This window comes from Actinomadura physcomitrii (assembly GCF_008923205.2).
GTDB classification, from domain to species: domain Bacteria; phylum Actinomycetota; class Actinomycetes; order Streptosporangiales; family Streptosporangiaceae; genus Spirillospora; species Spirillospora physcomitrii.
Window position 1 is genome coordinate 1 of record NZ_WBMS02000015.1, and the last position, 14,727, is coordinate 14,727.

The 14,727-nt window shown below is 70.6% G+C and carries 15 protein-coding genes and 2 pseudogenes; 7 read left to right on the forward strand and 10 right to left on the reverse strand.

Annotation, left to right across the window (positions count from 1 at the left end; genetic code table 11):
* Positions 1–278 precede the first annotated feature (278 nt).
* Positions 279–1,550 (forward strand): HNH endonuclease signature motif containing protein, encoded by a 1,272-nt coding sequence (locus F8568_RS19945; RefSeq protein ID WP_151595093.1) that lies wholly within the window; start codon positions 279–281, stop codon positions 1,548–1,550.
* Between the two features lie 1,049 nt (positions 1,551–2,599).
* Positions 2,600–2,743 carry a hypothetical protein gene (locus tag F8568_RS19950; RefSeq protein WP_160573671.1) on the forward strand — a complete coding sequence of 48 codons (144 nt, stop codon included), beginning with the start codon at positions 2,600–2,602 and terminating at the stop codon, positions 2,741–2,743.
* Between the two features lie 818 nt (positions 2,744–3,561).
* Here the strand turns inward: F8568_RS19950 and F8568_RS19955 are convergent.
* From F8568_RS19955 to F8568_RS19965, 3 genes are all read right to left on the reverse strand, one after another.
* Positions 3,562–4,140, reverse strand: coding sequence for a dihydrofolate reductase family protein (locus F8568_RS19955; protein ID WP_151595094.1), 579 nt, complete (start codon positions 4,138–4,140; stop codon positions 3,562–3,564).
* A 173-nt stretch (positions 4,141–4,313) separates the two neighbouring features.
* The gene (locus F8568_RS19960; RefSeq protein ID WP_151595095.1) at positions 4,314–5,726 is read right to left on the reverse strand and encodes an NAD(P)/FAD-dependent oxidoreductase; all 1,413 of its coding nucleotides are present in this window, start codon (positions 5,724–5,726) and stop codon (positions 4,314–4,316) included.
* A gap of 77 nt (positions 5,727–5,803) precedes the next feature.
* Complete coding sequence (locus F8568_RS19965; protein WP_236008953.1) at positions 5,804–6,274, reverse strand: Lrp/AsnC family transcriptional regulator; 471 nt, start codon at positions 6,272–6,274, stop codon at positions 5,804–5,806.
* Between the two features lie 101 nt (positions 6,275–6,375).
* Between F8568_RS19965 and F8568_RS19970 the strand changes: the two genes are divergently transcribed.
* Positions 6,376–6,813 carry an STAS domain-containing protein gene (locus F8568_RS19970; protein WP_151595096.1) on the forward strand — a complete coding sequence of 146 codons (438 nt, stop codon included), beginning with the start codon at positions 6,376–6,378 and terminating at the stop codon, positions 6,811–6,813.
* A gap of 57 nt (positions 6,814–6,870) precedes the next feature.
* Here the strand turns inward: F8568_RS19970 and dapD are convergent, their stop codons facing one another.
* Positions 6,871–7,845 carry a 2,3,4,5-tetrahydropyridine-2,6-dicarboxylate N-succinyltransferase gene (gene dapD, locus F8568_RS19975; RefSeq protein ID WP_151595097.1) on the reverse strand — a complete coding sequence of 325 codons (975 nt, stop codon included), beginning with the start codon at positions 7,843–7,845 and terminating at the stop codon, positions 6,871–6,873.
* A gap of 60 nt (positions 7,846–7,905) precedes the next feature.
* The gene (locus F8568_RS49690; protein WP_268896319.1) at positions 7,906–8,040 is read right to left on the reverse strand and encodes a hypothetical protein; all 135 of its coding nucleotides are present in this window, start codon (positions 8,038–8,040) and stop codon (positions 7,906–7,908) included.
* A 592-nt stretch (positions 8,041–8,632) separates the two neighbouring features.
* On the opposite strand from F8568_RS49690, the gene F8568_RS19980 reads away from it, so the two are divergent.
* The 3 genes from F8568_RS19980 to F8568_RS19990 are packed head-to-tail and all read left to right on the forward strand — an operon-like array spanning position 8,633 to position 11,268.
* Complete coding sequence (locus F8568_RS19980) at positions 8,633–9,763, forward strand: hypothetical protein (protein ID WP_151595098.1); 1,131 nt, start codon at positions 8,633–8,635, stop codon at positions 9,761–9,763.
* Positions 9,760–10,362 carry a hypothetical protein gene (locus tag F8568_RS19985; protein ID WP_151595099.1) on the forward strand — a complete coding sequence of 201 codons (603 nt, stop codon included), beginning with the start codon at positions 9,760–9,762 and terminating at the stop codon, positions 10,360–10,362. Before F8568_RS19980 ends, F8568_RS19985 begins: the two co-directional genes overlap by 4 nt.
* A gap of 3 nt (positions 10,363–10,365) precedes the next feature.
* Positions 10,366–11,268: a hypothetical protein gene (locus F8568_RS19990; protein WP_151595100.1), complete on the forward strand. Its 903-nt coding sequence runs from the start codon at positions 10,366–10,368 to the stop codon at positions 11,266–11,268.
* A 372-nt stretch (positions 11,269–11,640) separates the two neighbouring features.
* On the opposite strand, the gene F8568_RS48345 is transcribed toward F8568_RS19990, so the two are convergent.
* The 5 genes and pseudogenes from F8568_RS48345 to F8568_RS20015 all read right to left on the reverse strand — a co-directional run bounded on the left by F8568_RS48345 (position 11,641) and on the right by F8568_RS20015 (position 14,111).
* The gene (locus F8568_RS48345; RefSeq protein WP_236008954.1) at positions 11,641–12,117 is read right to left on the reverse strand and encodes a hypothetical protein; all 477 of its coding nucleotides are present in this window, start codon (positions 12,115–12,117) and stop codon (positions 11,641–11,643) included.
* Positions 12,118–12,146: 29 nt separating this feature from the next.
* A pseudogene (locus F8568_RS51070) lies at positions 12,147–12,581 on the reverse strand (phosphotransferase); the annotation flags it as partial.
* A 361-nt stretch (positions 12,582–12,942) separates the two neighbouring features.
* Positions 12,943–13,080: pseudogene (locus F8568_RS48350) on the reverse strand (DUF397 domain-containing protein); the annotation flags it as partial.
* A gap of 30 nt (positions 13,081–13,110) precedes the next feature.
* Entirely contained in the window at positions 13,111–13,299 is a 189-nt protein-coding gene (locus tag F8568_RS20010) for a DUF397 domain-containing protein (protein WP_151595102.1), read from the reverse strand.
* The gene (locus F8568_RS20015) at positions 13,296–14,111 is read right to left on the reverse strand and encodes a helix-turn-helix domain-containing protein (protein ID WP_151595103.1); all 816 of its coding nucleotides are present in this window, start codon (positions 14,109–14,111) and stop codon (positions 13,296–13,298) included. The genes F8568_RS20010 and F8568_RS20015 overlap by 4 nt, the downstream gene beginning before the upstream one ends.
* A gap of 99 nt (positions 14,112–14,210) precedes the next feature.
* Between F8568_RS20015 and F8568_RS20020 the strand changes: the two genes are divergently transcribed.
* Positions 14,211–14,639, forward strand: a complete 429-nt coding sequence (locus F8568_RS20020) for an ATP-binding protein (protein ID WP_151595104.1) — start codon at positions 14,211–14,213, stop codon at positions 14,637–14,639.
* Positions 14,640–14,727 lie beyond the last annotated feature (88 nt).

Below are 14,727 nucleotides of genomic sequence, written 5' to 3' on the forward strand. Positions count from 1 at the left end.
GGGGGGGGCGGGCGCGGCCGGGGGGGGGGGGCGGCCCGCCCCCCCCCCCCCCCCCCCCCCCCCGGGGCCCCCCCCCCCCCCCCACCCCCCTCCGCAACCAACCAAGACAACCAACAGCCGAGCGGCCCACCCCCCCGCGTCGACGAGAAAACCAATGTGAAACATATTCAAGAAAGGTCGCCCAATCGGTCGACCGGTCCCACGAAGCGACGAAATATCTGGCCCCCGATCGCTGCTTTCCACTCGCAAATGTCGGTCACATCGGGTAGTATTCAGGTATGCATTCAGTGACGGTCGATCTTGAGGCCGCGTCCACCACGCAATTGGTGAACGCGCTCTCGGTCATCGCCACTGAACTCGCCCAACGCGAAGCGCCCGACTCGGCCGCCGCGTGTCTGGAACTCGCCGAGACTCTTTCCGCAGCCGCAGATATGCAGGAAAGCGTGCTGGCCGGGTTCATCGGGCGGGTGGATGCCGCCGGGGAGCAGGCCCGGTGGGGGTATCCCTCCACGCGGGCGTGGCTGCGGTCCCGGCTGGGGATGCGGGAGAGCCGCGCCAAGGAGCGTCTCACCCTGGCCCGCCAGCGCCACCGCCTCCCGCTGGTCGCCGAGCGGTTGGCGGCCGGGGAGCTGTCCTACGGGTACGCGACCACGGTGGCCGACTCGGTCGCCCGCCTCGATGACACCGACTGCGCCCGAGCCGAGACCATGCTGCTGGGGATGGCCGATCAGGGGTTCTCGGCCGGGAAGGTCGCCGCGTTCGGCCGCCGGATCCGTGATGTCATCGCCGAGCGTGATGGCACCGAGGACGCCCCGGATGAGGACACCAAGCGGGGTTATGCCAGGTCGTGGTTGACCACGACGCGGTCGCTGGACGGCGGCCGGTATGTGAAGGGGTGGCTGAACCCCGAGGACGCGGCGATCTGGGACGGGACGCTCGCTCCGTTGGCCAAGCCGGCGGGGCCCGATGACCGCCGGGACGTGGCGGAGCGGACGGCGGCGGCGCTGTCGAGTGTGCTGTCGGGCGGGCACAAGGCCTCCAAGGTCACCGTGATCTGCGACCTGGAGACACTGACCGGCGGCAACGCCCCCGCCCGCCTCACTGATGGGACGCCGATCCCGGCCGCCCAAGCCCGCCGCATCGCCCTAGCAGCCGGAGTCTCACCCCTCCTGCTCGGACGCGGGAACACCCCGCTCTACCTGGGCTACCGGGAACGGTTCGCGAGTGCTGCGCAACGCCAAGTCCTCGAAACCCTGTACCCCTCCTGCGCGGTGCGGGGATGCGAGATGCCGGGCACGCTGTGCGAGGTCGACCACGTCCACGGATGGGCACTCGGCAACAGTCCCACCGACATCGACCAACTCGCCCTGACCTGCGGATGGCACAACCGGTTCAAGCACACCAGCCCCGACCAGATCCACATCAGCAAGGATCCCGACGGGCGGTACGTCTACCGGCTGCTCCCACCGGCCCACGCCCGAACCAGAACAGGGACGGGACCACCCGGCGGCACCGGCCCACCCGACGACCCCCTCGACTGGGCCGCCTGATCCATTCCACCGGCGTGACCGCCGAGCCCGCCCGGATCCACTTGGGTCCCGGGCGGACTCGGCATGCGCACACCGGACCACACCGCGCGGATCACCACCCAGGCCGGGCCGCCTGGCCTGACGCCTGGACGACCGCCGAACGGCCTTTTAGCGGGGCGGTGGCACCTGACACGCCACCGGCCGATACCCGAGGGACGACCGGGCCACCGGACGGCACCGGCCCACCCGATGGCCCCCTCAACCGGATCGCGTAACCACTGCCGGCATGACCGCCGTGACCGCCGTGACCGGCGAGCCCCGCCCCGAACCACCCGGTCACGGGCAGCCTCGGCATACCCACACCGCCCCGCCCGCACCGCACACCAGTGGGCCAGTGGGCCAATGGGTCACCGTCGAGGCCGGGCTGCCTGGCCCTGCGCCTGGAGTACCGCCGATCGGGCGCCACCCGTGGTCGGCGGCATCACAGCCCCCGGGTCCTGAGCCGGCCGCGCGGTCCTCCATCGCGACTCCGGCCGATGCCCTGTGACCGGGCTGCACGTAGATCCACGCGGCGAACTGGACGTACCGGCGGTGTCGCAAGGGCGGGCGGTGGGGTCGGCGGACGCCGACGCCGCCCGCGTGGATCTGGGAACCGGCGTTGGACCAGGCCGCTGCTTCGGGCGCCTTCGAGTAGTGCCCCGGCGAGGACGATCCCGACGTCGGCTGTGTGGCAGCCATGGGCCTGCGAAGCGGCGAGGTGCTGCGAGAAGTGAACGAGGAGGAGGCCCCCACGGGTCCGTCCTCGTGCTGATCGCGGGCCGCTGCGACAGGATGGTGGGTGTCCGGGGCCTGTGCGCACCAGGCGGCGGATGGGTTGACGGGAAGCCCGGGATGCGGGAACCGGCCCGGGAGTGTCGCGCTGGCCCGGTCGGCGGACCTGCGGTCGGGGCGGCGGGCGGTGGCGGGCGGCGAGAGCGGTCAGGCGTAGGTGTGGGCGCCGGACGACACCAACGCGCCGCCGATCGCAACGCGTCTTGGACTCCGCCGTCGGGGTCGGCGACCCTTCTTTCATGGCCACGGGCTGTGAGGTCGGAACCGTCCAGAGCCGGGGCCCGACGCAGGTGCGGCAGCTCGCGGCTCTCGAGATCGGAGGCAATGAACGCGTGGTGATCACGCGGCACAGCGTCATCTACAGGTGGGGCCTCGACTCCTGAGCCGTTCGTCGAGGGGGAGGGAGACGCTGGTGAAGCGGCGGGCTTGTGGTCTTTCAGCCAGGTTGTCAGGGCCTCGATGCTGGTCTCGCGCAGGGCGGTCGGAGGTCGACGACGTGTCTCGTCGTCGGGTGCCCCCCGCTGCGTCCCTTGGGTTCTCGTGGTTCCTGACGGAGGGGGTGGTGGGGTGGCGCGACCCGGGGCGGGGCAGGCGGAGCCTGCCCCTATCACCTGCCCAGGGGCCGCAGAGGCTCCAAAGTCAAGGGTGGACGAAGTCCATCGCGTAGCGACGCCGAAGGCGCCCTTGACTTTGGAGGGGCGGCCCCGTACGCAAGCGCCACCCCACCACCCGAACACCCCTCCCACCGACGCGCCCGATGTGCCTGCGCGGCGTCTGATGCGACTGATGCTTGATGCGCCTGACGTGCCTGACGTGCCTGACGTGCCCGCAGCCTACGACGCCCCCCGCAGCACCCGACACGCCCGCGGTGCTTGACGTGCCCGACGCGCTTGACGTGCTGCCCGACGCGCCTGCAGCGTACGACGCCCCCGCAGCGCCCGACACGTCTGCGGCGCCCGACACGTCTGCGGCGCCCTCAGCGCCCGACGTGTGCACAGCGCCCGACGTGTGCACAGCGCCCGACGTGTGCACAGCGCCCGACGTGTGCACAGCGCCCGACGTGTGCACAGCGCCTGACGTGCCTGCGGCGCGCTCAGCGCCTGACGCGCCGGATCTCCTGTCACGGGGCAGCTCTTTGATGCGCGGCGACTGTCCATTGCGGCCGCTCCGCCTGCACGATCGGTGGGTCGGCGCCGAAAGGTCAGGCGTGCAGGGTGGGGTGGTAGACGAGCTCCTGGATGTCTTGGTCGAGGGTCCGGTGCTCGATCAGTTCGAGGTCGAAGTCGGCAGCGTCCTGGAAGATCCGGTCCAGGCCGGTGCGGCCGGTGATCACGGGGAAGATCGTCACCTGGACGCGGTCGACGAGGCCGGCGGCCATCAGCGCGCGGTTCATCGCGAGGCTGCCGTGCGAGCGCAGCGGGACGTCCGACTCCTCTTTGAGCCGCGCGACGACGTCGACGGCGTCGCCGTTCGCTATGGTCGCGTCCGGCCAGTCGAGGGGACCTTCCAGCGTGGTCGACACCACTGTCGCCGGCAGGTTGACCATTCGCCTGACCCAGGGGTCGCGCACCTCGGATCCGTCGACGCTGGAGGCGATGATCTGCGTGAAGGCCCGGTAGGTGTTGGCGCCGAAGACCATCCGCTGCTCCTCGCTGTACAGGGCGAGGCGGTGGTCGAGGAGCTCGGGGCCCTGTTTTCCCCAGTAGCCGGTCCAGTCGCCGCCGGCGGCGCCGAAGCCGTCGAGGCTGGAGAAGACGTCGAAGGTGTAGGTGGCGGTCATGGTGCTCTCCTTTGGCGGTTGGCGGCGGGTCGAAGTGCAGACCAGCGACCAGGGCGGAACTCATCGTTCCCTCGTCCTCCAGCGTCACAGGTTCATGGCGACGTGACGACCCCGCCGCCCGGTGCGGCGGCGCAGACCGTCGGCTCTTCTCGTTAAGCGGCCCGCGGGGACGGTCAGCTGTCGAAGCCGAGGCCGGCGGCGTCCATGGCGCGGAGCCAGAGGTTGCGGCGGCCGCCGTTGCGGTCGGCGCGGGCCATGGAGCGGCGGGTCAGCTCGATGCCGAGCCAGCGCAGCGGTTCCGGCGGGAACGGGACGGGCTTGGTGCGGACCATGGCGAGGCGGGTGCGGGGGGTGTCGAGGCCGTCGAGGCGGTCGAGGATGACCTGGGCGGCGAAGCGGGTGGCGCCGACGCCGAGGCCGGTGAAGCCGAGCGCGTAGGCGGCGCGGCCTTGCGCGGCGGTGCCGAAGAACGCGGAGAAGCGGGTGCAGGTGTCGATGACGCCGCCCCACGTGTGGGTGAACCGGACGTCTTCGAGCTGCGGGAACGTGCGGAAGAAGTTGCCGGCGAGGACGCGGAACGTGTCGGGGCGCTGGTCGAGGTCCGCCGACATCCGGGAGCCGTAGTGGTAGACGGCGTCGTAGCCGCCCCACAGGATCCGGTTGCCGGCGGTGAGCCGGTAGTAGTGGAACTGGCTGCCGGAGTCGGCCATGCCGTGCCGGTTCCGCCAGCCGACGGCGGCGAGCTGGGCGTCCGTCAGCGGTTCGGTGACCATCGCGTAGTCGTAGACGGGGACGACGTACGGGCGGACGCGGTGGACGAGCGAGGGGAACGCGTTGGTGGCGAGGGCGACGCGGCGGGCGACGACGCGGCCGTAGGCGGTGGTGACGACGATGCTCGGGCCGCGGGCGGCGAGGGAGGTGGCGGGGGTGCGTTCGTAGATGCGGACGCCGAGCCGGACGCACGCCTCGCGCAGTCCCCAGGCGAGCCGGGCGGGGTCGACGAGGGCGGTGCGGTCGCGGTCGAGGAGGCCGGCGAGGTAGGTGGGGGAGTCGACCTCGGCCCTGACCCGGCCGGTGTCGAGGAATTCGGGGGACAGGCCGTAGCGGCGCATGGCCTCGGCCTCTTCGCGCAGTTCGGGGACCTGGTGGGGGCGGGTGGCGACGGTGAGCTCGCCGGTGCGCTCCCAGTCGCAGTCGATGCCGTGGCGGCGCAGGGTGTCCTCGATCTCGTCGAGGTTGCGCAGGCCGAGCCGTTCGAGTTCGGCGAGTTCGGCGGGCCAGCGGGCGAGGCCGTTGCCGAAGCCGTGGGTGAGGCTGGCTGAGCAGAACCCGCGGTTGCGTCCGGACGCGGCCCAGCCGATCTCGCGGGCCTCGACGAGGACGACGTCGCGGCCAGGGTCGCGTTCCTTGGCGAGCAGGGCGGTCCAGAGGCCGCAGTAGCCGCCGCCGACGACGGCGAGGTCGGCGTGCTCGTCGCCGGCGAGGGCGGGCAGCGCCGCGGGGCGCGCGGGGTCGTCGAGCCAGAAGGGGACGGGTTCGGCGTGGACGAGCGCGCGTGCGGGATCAGCGGCGATGACCTGCGTCATGCCACTAATTTAGCGGCTTACGAGGCTGGTTTCACTAATCGAGTTGTAGCGATCAAGTAAGGCTACTGATTTAGTGGTCAGTGTGTGCCCCACCGGTAGCTCTCCTTGCGGAGCTGGAGGTAGACGAACGTCTCGGTGCCCGCGACGCCGGGGATGGCGCGGATGCGGGACGCCAGCACCTCGGCAAGGTGTGCGTCGTCGTCGCAGACGATCTCGCAGAGGATGTCGAAGCCGCCCGCGCACAGCACGACGTAGATCGTCTCCGGCATGTCGGACAGCGCGGACGCGACCGGTTCGAGGGGGCCGGAGACCCGCACGCCGACCATGGCCTGCCGGTGCCGGCCGACCAGCAGCGGGTCGGTGACGGCGACGATCTGCACGACGCCCGCCTCGGTCAGCCGCTGCACCCGCTGCCGGACGGCCGCCTCCGACAGGCCGACCACCTTGGCGATCGCCCCGTAGGAGCGCCGGCCGTCCTCCTGCAGCTGCTCGATGATCCGCCACGAGATGTCGTCGAGGTCCGGCCCGGCCGTGTTCTTCCTGCTCATGGCCCGCATCATCGCAGGCCGCCGGGCGGGCGGCGCACCGATCACGGCGATGCGGGACGCCGCCCCGGAGTGGGACGGATCAGGAGAAGGCGGGCGGGGTGATGCGAGGTGCGCGGGCCTCGATGGCCTGCGCCGCGTCGAGGACGAGGTCCTCGGCGAACCGGCCGCCGATCGGCAGCCCGTCCGCGACCGCCGAAGCCCGCGAGGGCGTGACGATACTGATGATGAAGGGGCAGCTGGTCGCCGGAACCGTGGTGGACGCCGAGGCGCGCATCCTCACCACGACCGTGCTGTCCGCCCGCCCCCTGAGCCTCGTGCTCGACCTCACCGGGGTCGACGCGATCGACCAGCACGGCATCAGCCTGCTGACCAAGGCCCGCTTCACGGTCTGCGCCGCCAGGGGCGCCCTGCGGCTCGTCGCCCCGCCCGGCGGCGCCGTCCACCCCGTCCTGAACCGCTACCTGCGCAGGATCACCGTGCCGCGGCTCGACGACGTGCCGCCCGATTTCGGCGCCCGGGAGCCAACCGGCATCCGCTGAGCCCGAGCCGGCGACCGCGGGTCGCGTGCGGGCTCCCGAGGGGCCCGCACGCGGCCTTCAGTTGTTGGTGTGCAGGTCGGTGTTCAGCGCGATCGTCTCGCCCTTGCGGGGCAGCGCCTCCACGGCGCCCGTGCTGGAGTTGCGGCGCAGCAGCAGCCCCGAACTCCCGGACAGCTCCGCCGCCTTCACCGAACTCCCGTCGGGCAGCGTCACCTTCGTGCCCGCCGTCACGTACAGGCCCGCCTCCACCACGCAGTCGTCGCCCAGCGAGATGCCGATGCCGGAGTTCGCGCCCAGCAGGCACCGCTCCCCGATCGAGATGACCTGCTTCCCGCCGCCCGACAGCGTCCCCATGATCGACGCGCCGCCGCCCACATCGGAGTCCGCGCCGACGACCACGCCCGCCGACACCCGGCCCTCGATCATCGACGCGCCGAGCGTGCCGGCGTTGAAGTTCACGAACCCCTCGTGCATCACCGTGGTGCCCGCCGCCAGGTGCGCCCCGAGCCGCACCCGCGACGCGTCCGCGATCCGCACCCCGGACGGCACGACGTAGTCGGTCATCCGCGGGAACTTGTCGACCCCGTCCACCGTGACCTGCCCGCGCGCCCGCAGCGCCGTCCGGACCTGCTCGAACCCGTCCACCGCGCACGGCCCGGCGCTCGTCCACACCACGGTCGCGAGCAGGCCGAAGATCCCCTCCAGGTTCACCCGGTGCGGCGTGACGAGCCGCGCCGACAGCAGGTGCAGCCGCAGGTACACGTCGTGCGCGTCCGCCGGCGGGTCGGCGAGGCTGCCGATCTCCGTCCGCACCGCGACGGTCTCGACCCGCCGCGCCTCGTCCCGCCCGACCCGGACGTCCGCGCCGAAGGCCGCGCGCGCCGCATCCTCGTCCAGCCGCCGCGTGCCCTTGCCCGCGTCCCCGGCGAGCCGCGGCTCGGGGAACCAGGTGTCGAGCACCGTCCCGTCGTCCGCCACCGTGGCGATGCCGTCGCCGACCGCCCCGTCCGTCACAAATCCCGTTCCGACCATGCCGAACACCGTAACGGCCCGCCCGCCCCCGGCCCCAACCCGACGCAGGATTCCGCCACCTCACCGCATCCGATCCAGCGTCTCCCGAACGGTCCGCAGGGCGCGGTCGTCCGGCCCGTGCAGGCGCACCAGGTCGTCCGCCAGCGCCTCGAGGGGACGAAGCGCACCCCACCGGCACTCCGTCCCTCCGATCACCCGCGGCTCCCACCGGCGACCGATATAGGCCACCCGCCGCCCGCCTGGGCCGGAAAGGCAAGAGGTCCGAATTCGCTGGAATCTCATCGACGGCCGGGCGCCAGGCGGCATGTGATCTTTCTCTCGGCGCCTGGTTTCCGGCGCTGACATCGGCATTGACCGTCGCTGACCCCGATGGGACGGTGGCGTGGCGGGGGCTCGTCTTCCCAGGTCCTCGCGACTTGGTGGGTGAACGCGATTCGGTTACGGCCGCACCCGAACGCGGGCGATACATGTCGTTAATCCATGAAATGCTCCTGACAATGGCCGCTGCCGTTGCTGAAAGAGCGTTGTCTCGCTGGAAGATCGCAGATAAATGCAGGATACTCAAGGCGAAAACAAGGCATCGCACGAGGCCGTGGACATCGAGAGGTGCGCGCGACATGGATCCCGCGCTGGCAGGGCTTGCGGGTGCCGCAGAACGTGACCGTCGGCCGGAACGCTTTCATCGCGGGCAGGGACCAGCACATTTCAAGGCCCGCCGACGGCGATGACCATTGATCCGCAGCGCGCTTCGTCCGCCCCACGGGTATGGGCGAGGCGGGACGCTTTCGTGGCGGCCCGGGACATTTACGTCACGGCCCTGTTGAGCAGGGCGGCCGAGCGAGCGGAGCCGCAGGCCGAGGCGTCGTCCGGTTACCGGCGAGAACGGCCCTTGTTCGTCCAGTACACGAATCCGGAAGTCCTGGCCTGTTACGGCAGGGACGCCGCTCACCGGCATGCGAGCCTCGTGCTGACGCACGCGCTGGCCAACACCAGGTCGGCTCTCCTGCTCACCGAGCGGTACCTCCTCATTCCGGCGTCCCATATCTTCGAGGTCCCCTGGTACCGCGTCTTCCTGGGCTGCCTTGAGCCGCTGGTGCGCGCCGGGGCCGTCCGGTACGTCTCACCGGTCCCCGACCTGGCGGACTACCGGGAGATGAAGATCCACGAATACCGGCGGGACGCGGTCAATCCGTACCGGCACACCGATCTGCGCGGGGCGTGCGCCGGCCCGGACTTCCTGTGGGCTCCGCGCAGCGGCGCGGGAACCGCGGTCGACATCGGGGCCCTCTGGCGCGGGGAACTCCAGCCGGGCGGAGACCTGCACGCCGTCGTCCGCGGCACCGCGGACCGGTGGCACCGGCCGAGGGGACGCGCGAAACGCCTCCTGGAGCGGACTCCGGAGCGGCTCGAAGGCCAGGCGTTCATCGCCCGGTTCGTCGAACGGACGTTCCCGGTGCCCCTCACCTCGCCCGAACGGACCCGGCTCGCCTTCTTCCTGTCGCGTGCGTACCTGCGCAGCTACCTGCTCGACCTGGACGCGGCCCTCCTCGTCGACCTGCCCATGGGCGACATGGCCTGCGGGCTCACCCCGGACTCCGACGGCATGCGCGGCAGGCTGCTCTCCGCGCACCGGCTCGATCTGCTGCTGCACTGGCTGGGGATACGCGAGTTCGTGCACCGGCTCGCGGAGTGGGACGAACTGCTGCGGCTGAGATCGCTCCCTGATTTCGGGTTCCTCGTCGACCGCGCCTACGACGACGGTTCGGTGAACGCGCTGCGCGTCGCCGCACTGAACCTGCGCGGAGCCGCGAGGTTCCGCATCGCCGCGACCTACGCGGAAGCCAAGTCCAACGTGTCGACGGCCGCGGTGGCACTGGCCGGATCGACCAGCACCGACACACCGCCATGGAGACCATGATGACCGCCATATCCGTGTACTGCTCGGGCTCGATCGCGAAGGGTGCCGCCGACGAGAAGAAGCTCTGCTGGTCGGACGCGGAGCGGCTGGAGGTCGCGGAGGGCGCCGCGCCGAGCGGGGTCGTCTTCCTCAACCCCGACGACCCGATCACCGATCCGGGCAACACGCTGGGTCAGTTCGGCCGTGACATGTACCAGGTCATGGTCGCGACGGCGGTCGTCGTCGACGCCCGGGAGCGGCGCGGGATCGGGATCGGGGTGGAGATGACGGCCGCGGCCCTTCTCGGCACGCCGATCATCGTCGTGGCGCCGCGGAACTCCAAGTACCGGGCCGACCAGCTGGAATACCGCGGCGTCCTCGTCCGGGACTACGTGCACCCCCACGTCGCCGCACTCGCCTCCGCCGTCGTCGACGACTTCCTGTCGGCGGGTCGCAGGCTTCCCGAGGTCGCCCGGCAGAAGGCGCCGGAACCGCACCACCTGCCCGACTGGCTGGACGGGGCCATCACGGAGTACCGGGACAACGTCCTGCCGGGCGACCCGCCGATGCTCGAAGCGCTCGAGCGGCTCGGCGGCCGCCCCTTCGCGGGAAGCCGGTGACACGTGATCGAGGATTCGGGGCAGAGCGTCGCCGAGCCCGTCGGCGACGCCCGGGACGGCCCTCGCCTCTTCATCGTCCGCAATGCCGCACTCGAAAGCCTGCTGTTCGACCGGAACCTCATGGGCGTCGACTTCCGGCGCACTTGCCTTCGCTGCAGCCGTCATCTCATCGCGCACATCGCGGACGAGTGCCCGTCCGGCGACACCGCCGAGCTGATGATCCTCAGCAAAGGGCTCGTGTACCAGCTGGGTGAGGCCATGGCGGCGGAGACCGGCCGCACCCTGCCCACCAACATGATCGCCACGGCGCGCACCGCGGTGTCGCACGACACGGCGCGGATCGAGGTGCCCTACTGCTGCCTCGACGCGCCCGCCGGCGTACTGATCATCGGCGACACCGTCGCGTCCGGGGCGACGATCGTCGCGGCGCTCCGCCGGTACCTGGACGTTCATCCGCTGAGGCGCGTCTACGTGCTGTCCTTCGCGGGGACGCTGCTGGGCGCGACCAGGATCGCCGAGTTCTGCGCGCGGCACGGGGTCGAGGCGACGTTCCTCTACGGCCTCGCAGCGTTCGGGCTCGGCGCCAACGGGTTCGATCTGTCGTTCCTGCATCCCGACACGATCACCCACAGCACCTACGTCGAGCGTGCCCGCGAGCAGTTCGCCGGTAAGCCGGTCTCGGCGGTCGGCTGGGACTTCGGCTCGCAGTGCATGGCGCCGCGCAAGTACCGCCGGCTGACCTGGGTGGAGGCCGCGTCCTGGGACCTGCGGGACGCGGACTGCTTCCAGGTCGCGGAGGAGCCCGGCGACTGGGCGGAACTGGCCCACGAGCGAGCCGCCTACGAGCACACGCTCCAGCACCTGGGCCCAGAAGATCGCCGCACCGTGGATGGGAAGTGTTCTTAGGGCCCTCAAGCTGCAGAATCCTGCCGGTCGCCGGGCTTGGTGGGGGGCTTGCGGCGTTGGTGGGGGGCAGGGCACGGGCCACGGCGGGACGGGGGCTCGCGGTCGTCTTTTTGCGGGATTTTGGCCGGTGAAACCGAGCAGGGTGTTCGGTTGTGCGGGGAGCCGGGCGATGTCGCCGACGCCGTTGAGCAGGCCGGCGATCACGCACAGCAGGTTGCCGAGCAGGTTGAAATACAGCGGGCCGAGCGTCAGGTGCAGGACCGGGCACGTCGCGGTCGGCAGCGCGACGGGCACGGATACCGGGGTTGCATCGACCGTGCCGGTGGTGGCGCCGGAGGCGTCGCGCATCGAGGTGCAGTGAGTTCGGGCCGTTCAGAGACGGGAGAGTTCGTCGACTCGGTGAGTCGGCGGGTGAAGGAAGACTTCGGCCGTGCGGTTGCCGTAGGAGACGTTGAGGGTGTCGAGCCGGTAGTACCAGCCGCGTTCGGTGGTGCGGCGGTGGTTGATCTGCCAGCGAAGGGTCTGCCGGGGCCGCATGGCCACGGGTGCGGGCCGCCAGGCGGGGTCGAGCCCGTTGCGCGCCCACTCCGGTGCGTTCCGGGCCGGGAGAACGCGCAGGCAGCCGTCGGATTCGGTCATCTCGACCTGCGATCTCGGCGGGAGGCCGCTGAAGACGGACGTGCTGGGAGAGAAACCGTTCCACTCGAGCATCCGCACTTCGTGGACGAAGGGCGGCTCTGCCTCCGCAAGCGGGAAGGCCGCAGGTAGCAGGCCGCGCCGGACGGCTCCCGGTCCTCCGCGTGAGTCCTTCGTCCAGTAGACGCGCACCCACTGCACCATGATGTCCACCGGCTTATGGTCCCGGCTGGGAACCCGGTAAGGGCGCCGGTCGGGACGGCGTGCAGCCGGGCGAGGGCCCGGCCGAGCCGCGCGGCGGCGGCGCCCGGATCGGCGTGCAGGATGTCGGGACGTCCCGGCAGTACGTTGATCAGCGTGGCCGGACGGCCGGTGCGGGCGCCGTCCGGGTCGGCGGCCAGCAGGCGCGGCGCGAGGCCGTCGAGGCCGTCGAGCGCCGTGAGGGTACGGGCCTCGTTCGCGGCGGCGCCGTCCCCAACGGGGAACCGGCGCAGCACCGCCCGGCCCGCGCCGGTCTCCAGCAAGTGCGTGTCGGCGTGCGACCCGCCGGCGAGGCGCCGGACGACCCGGGCGGCCCGCTCCGCACCAACGGCAGACCCGGCCCATGCGAGCACACCGTCGTCGGGGGCGTTCACCAGGACCACCGTAGTAGGGCGGACACTGGCTCTCAGACGCACAGGCCCGGCACGTTCCCACCACAGGCTTGAGGCGCCGGCGAAAAGCCCGTGAACACGGCGACCCGACGATCAGAGGTGGCTCGAATTCATCGACGAACGTCGCCGCTGGAGGCGGACGAACCAACGGGCGATACACGGCGGGACGGGCCGGTGAGGCGGTGTGGGACGGAGCCTTGCAAGGTGCGTGGACGGCGGGACGGGCGTGCGGCGGGCATCGGAGAGGTGCGCGCGGGCAGGCCGGACGAGCCGCAGAGCAGCCGACCCGTGCAATAGCGCGACGGCCCGGGGCCGATGCCGCCGGGCCGTCTGGGGGTGCTGTTGTAGGGGGTGCGTCAGGCGGACGGTGCGCGCTTGATGCGCGTCAGCAGAGCGGCGAACTCGGCGGTCGTGAGGGACAGATGCCTCCGCCCGGATCCTTCGAGTCCCGAACCCCGACGCCGACGCCCGGCGCAAGACGTCCCACTTCAACGCAGTGCTCGTCGTTGACACCGCCGCTGCGACTGCTCTTGCGCTAGTGGACGGCCATGGCCTACCGCTCCGCGTGCCGCTTGATCTGGTGGATGACGTCCGCGAACTGCGCGGACGTGAGGGCGAGGTGCCCACCCTCCGGGTCCTTCGAGTCCCGGACGCCGATGCCGGACGAGACGCGCCCCAGTTCAACGCACTGTTCGTCGTTCGCGCCGCCGCTGTGGGAACTCTTGCGCCACTGGACCGTCATGTGTACCTCTCCAAGTACTGCTTGATGATCTCGCGAGAGGCTTCCTCCGAGGCCGCCTTCACGCTTATGCGATCGAACGTAATCGACAGATCCCGGACTTCGCCAGGCGATTCGATCAAGCGGCCACCACTCTGTGCGCCGGAGTACCCGACATCGCGATCCTCCAGACCGAGGATCTGAAGCCAACCGTCTACGCCCATGTACTCACCCGAGGAGAACGGGACGATGCGGATGCTCACGTACTGGAGGTCCGCCAGTTCGAGCAGGTGCTCCAGTTGTTTCCTCATGGCCTCGCGGCCTCCGACCGGGCGGGCGAGCACGGCCTCATCGAGCACCGTCCAGGTGAGGAGGGAGTCTCCCTTCTCCCAGTACGCCTTCTTCTTGGCCGTGCGGCGAGCCATGCTGGCATCGAGGTCCTTGAACTTGCTGGCCCTTACGTAGGCCCAGGTGTAGTCATCCGTCTGCAAGGCCAGCGGGATGACTTGCCCGTGGTAGCTCTTGATGGAGACAGCTTCCTCCTCATACCTGCCGATCTGGCGGCCCCAGTCGGGGTCGTGGGCCATTCGTGCGAACCAGAGCAGGACTTGAAAGAGGACGCCGGTTCCGTACGCCATGTCCAGCTTGCGCATTTGGTCGTCCTGAGGACGTCGCCTGCCTGACTCCAGGTTGGAAACAGACGATCGCGCGAGCCCCATGATCTCGCCGCACTGGGTGAGCGACAGGCCCATCTTCTCGCGGAAGAACCGCATGCAGAAGGCCAGGAAGTGCCACATCGAGATCCTGGGGTCGAGGGGGTCGCGGACGATGGGCATCGATCCTCCTGTTTTCACTATGCGTGACTACAGTGCAACTTTAAGTCAAGACCGTGACCCTTGCCACAAGAAATCGAAAACGTGGGCGAGGAGGGGACGATGGTGATGACGGCGACGGGGGATTTGATCATTCCCCTGCTGGGGACGCCGGCGACGGTGGGTCTTGCGCGTACTCTCGCGGACGCGTGGATGCGCAAATGGGACTATTTCCATATTCTCGACGATGCACTTCTCATCGTCTCGGAACTCATCACGAATGCAGCGCACGAGACGCCGCGCAAGGAGATCCGCTTCCAGCTCAGCCGGGACGCGCAGGGGATCATCATCGCCGTCTGGGACTCCGGCCTCGGCGCCCCGCGCCCGAAGCCGCTCCGCAAGCTCACCCTCGAAGACCTCGACCTCTCCGAGGAGGCATTCGACGACAACGGCGGCTGGGGCCTGCACATCGTCCAGGCCCTCTCGTCCCGCTGCGGCGCCACCCAAGACCCGAACGGCGGCAAGTGGATCTGGGCCCGCATGGTCCCCTGACCCCCTCGTTGACTTGTGGCGTGTCGTGGTTATGGGGGGGCGCCGAACCACCACCACCCCCAACACAAACGGGGGAGGTCAACGGGGT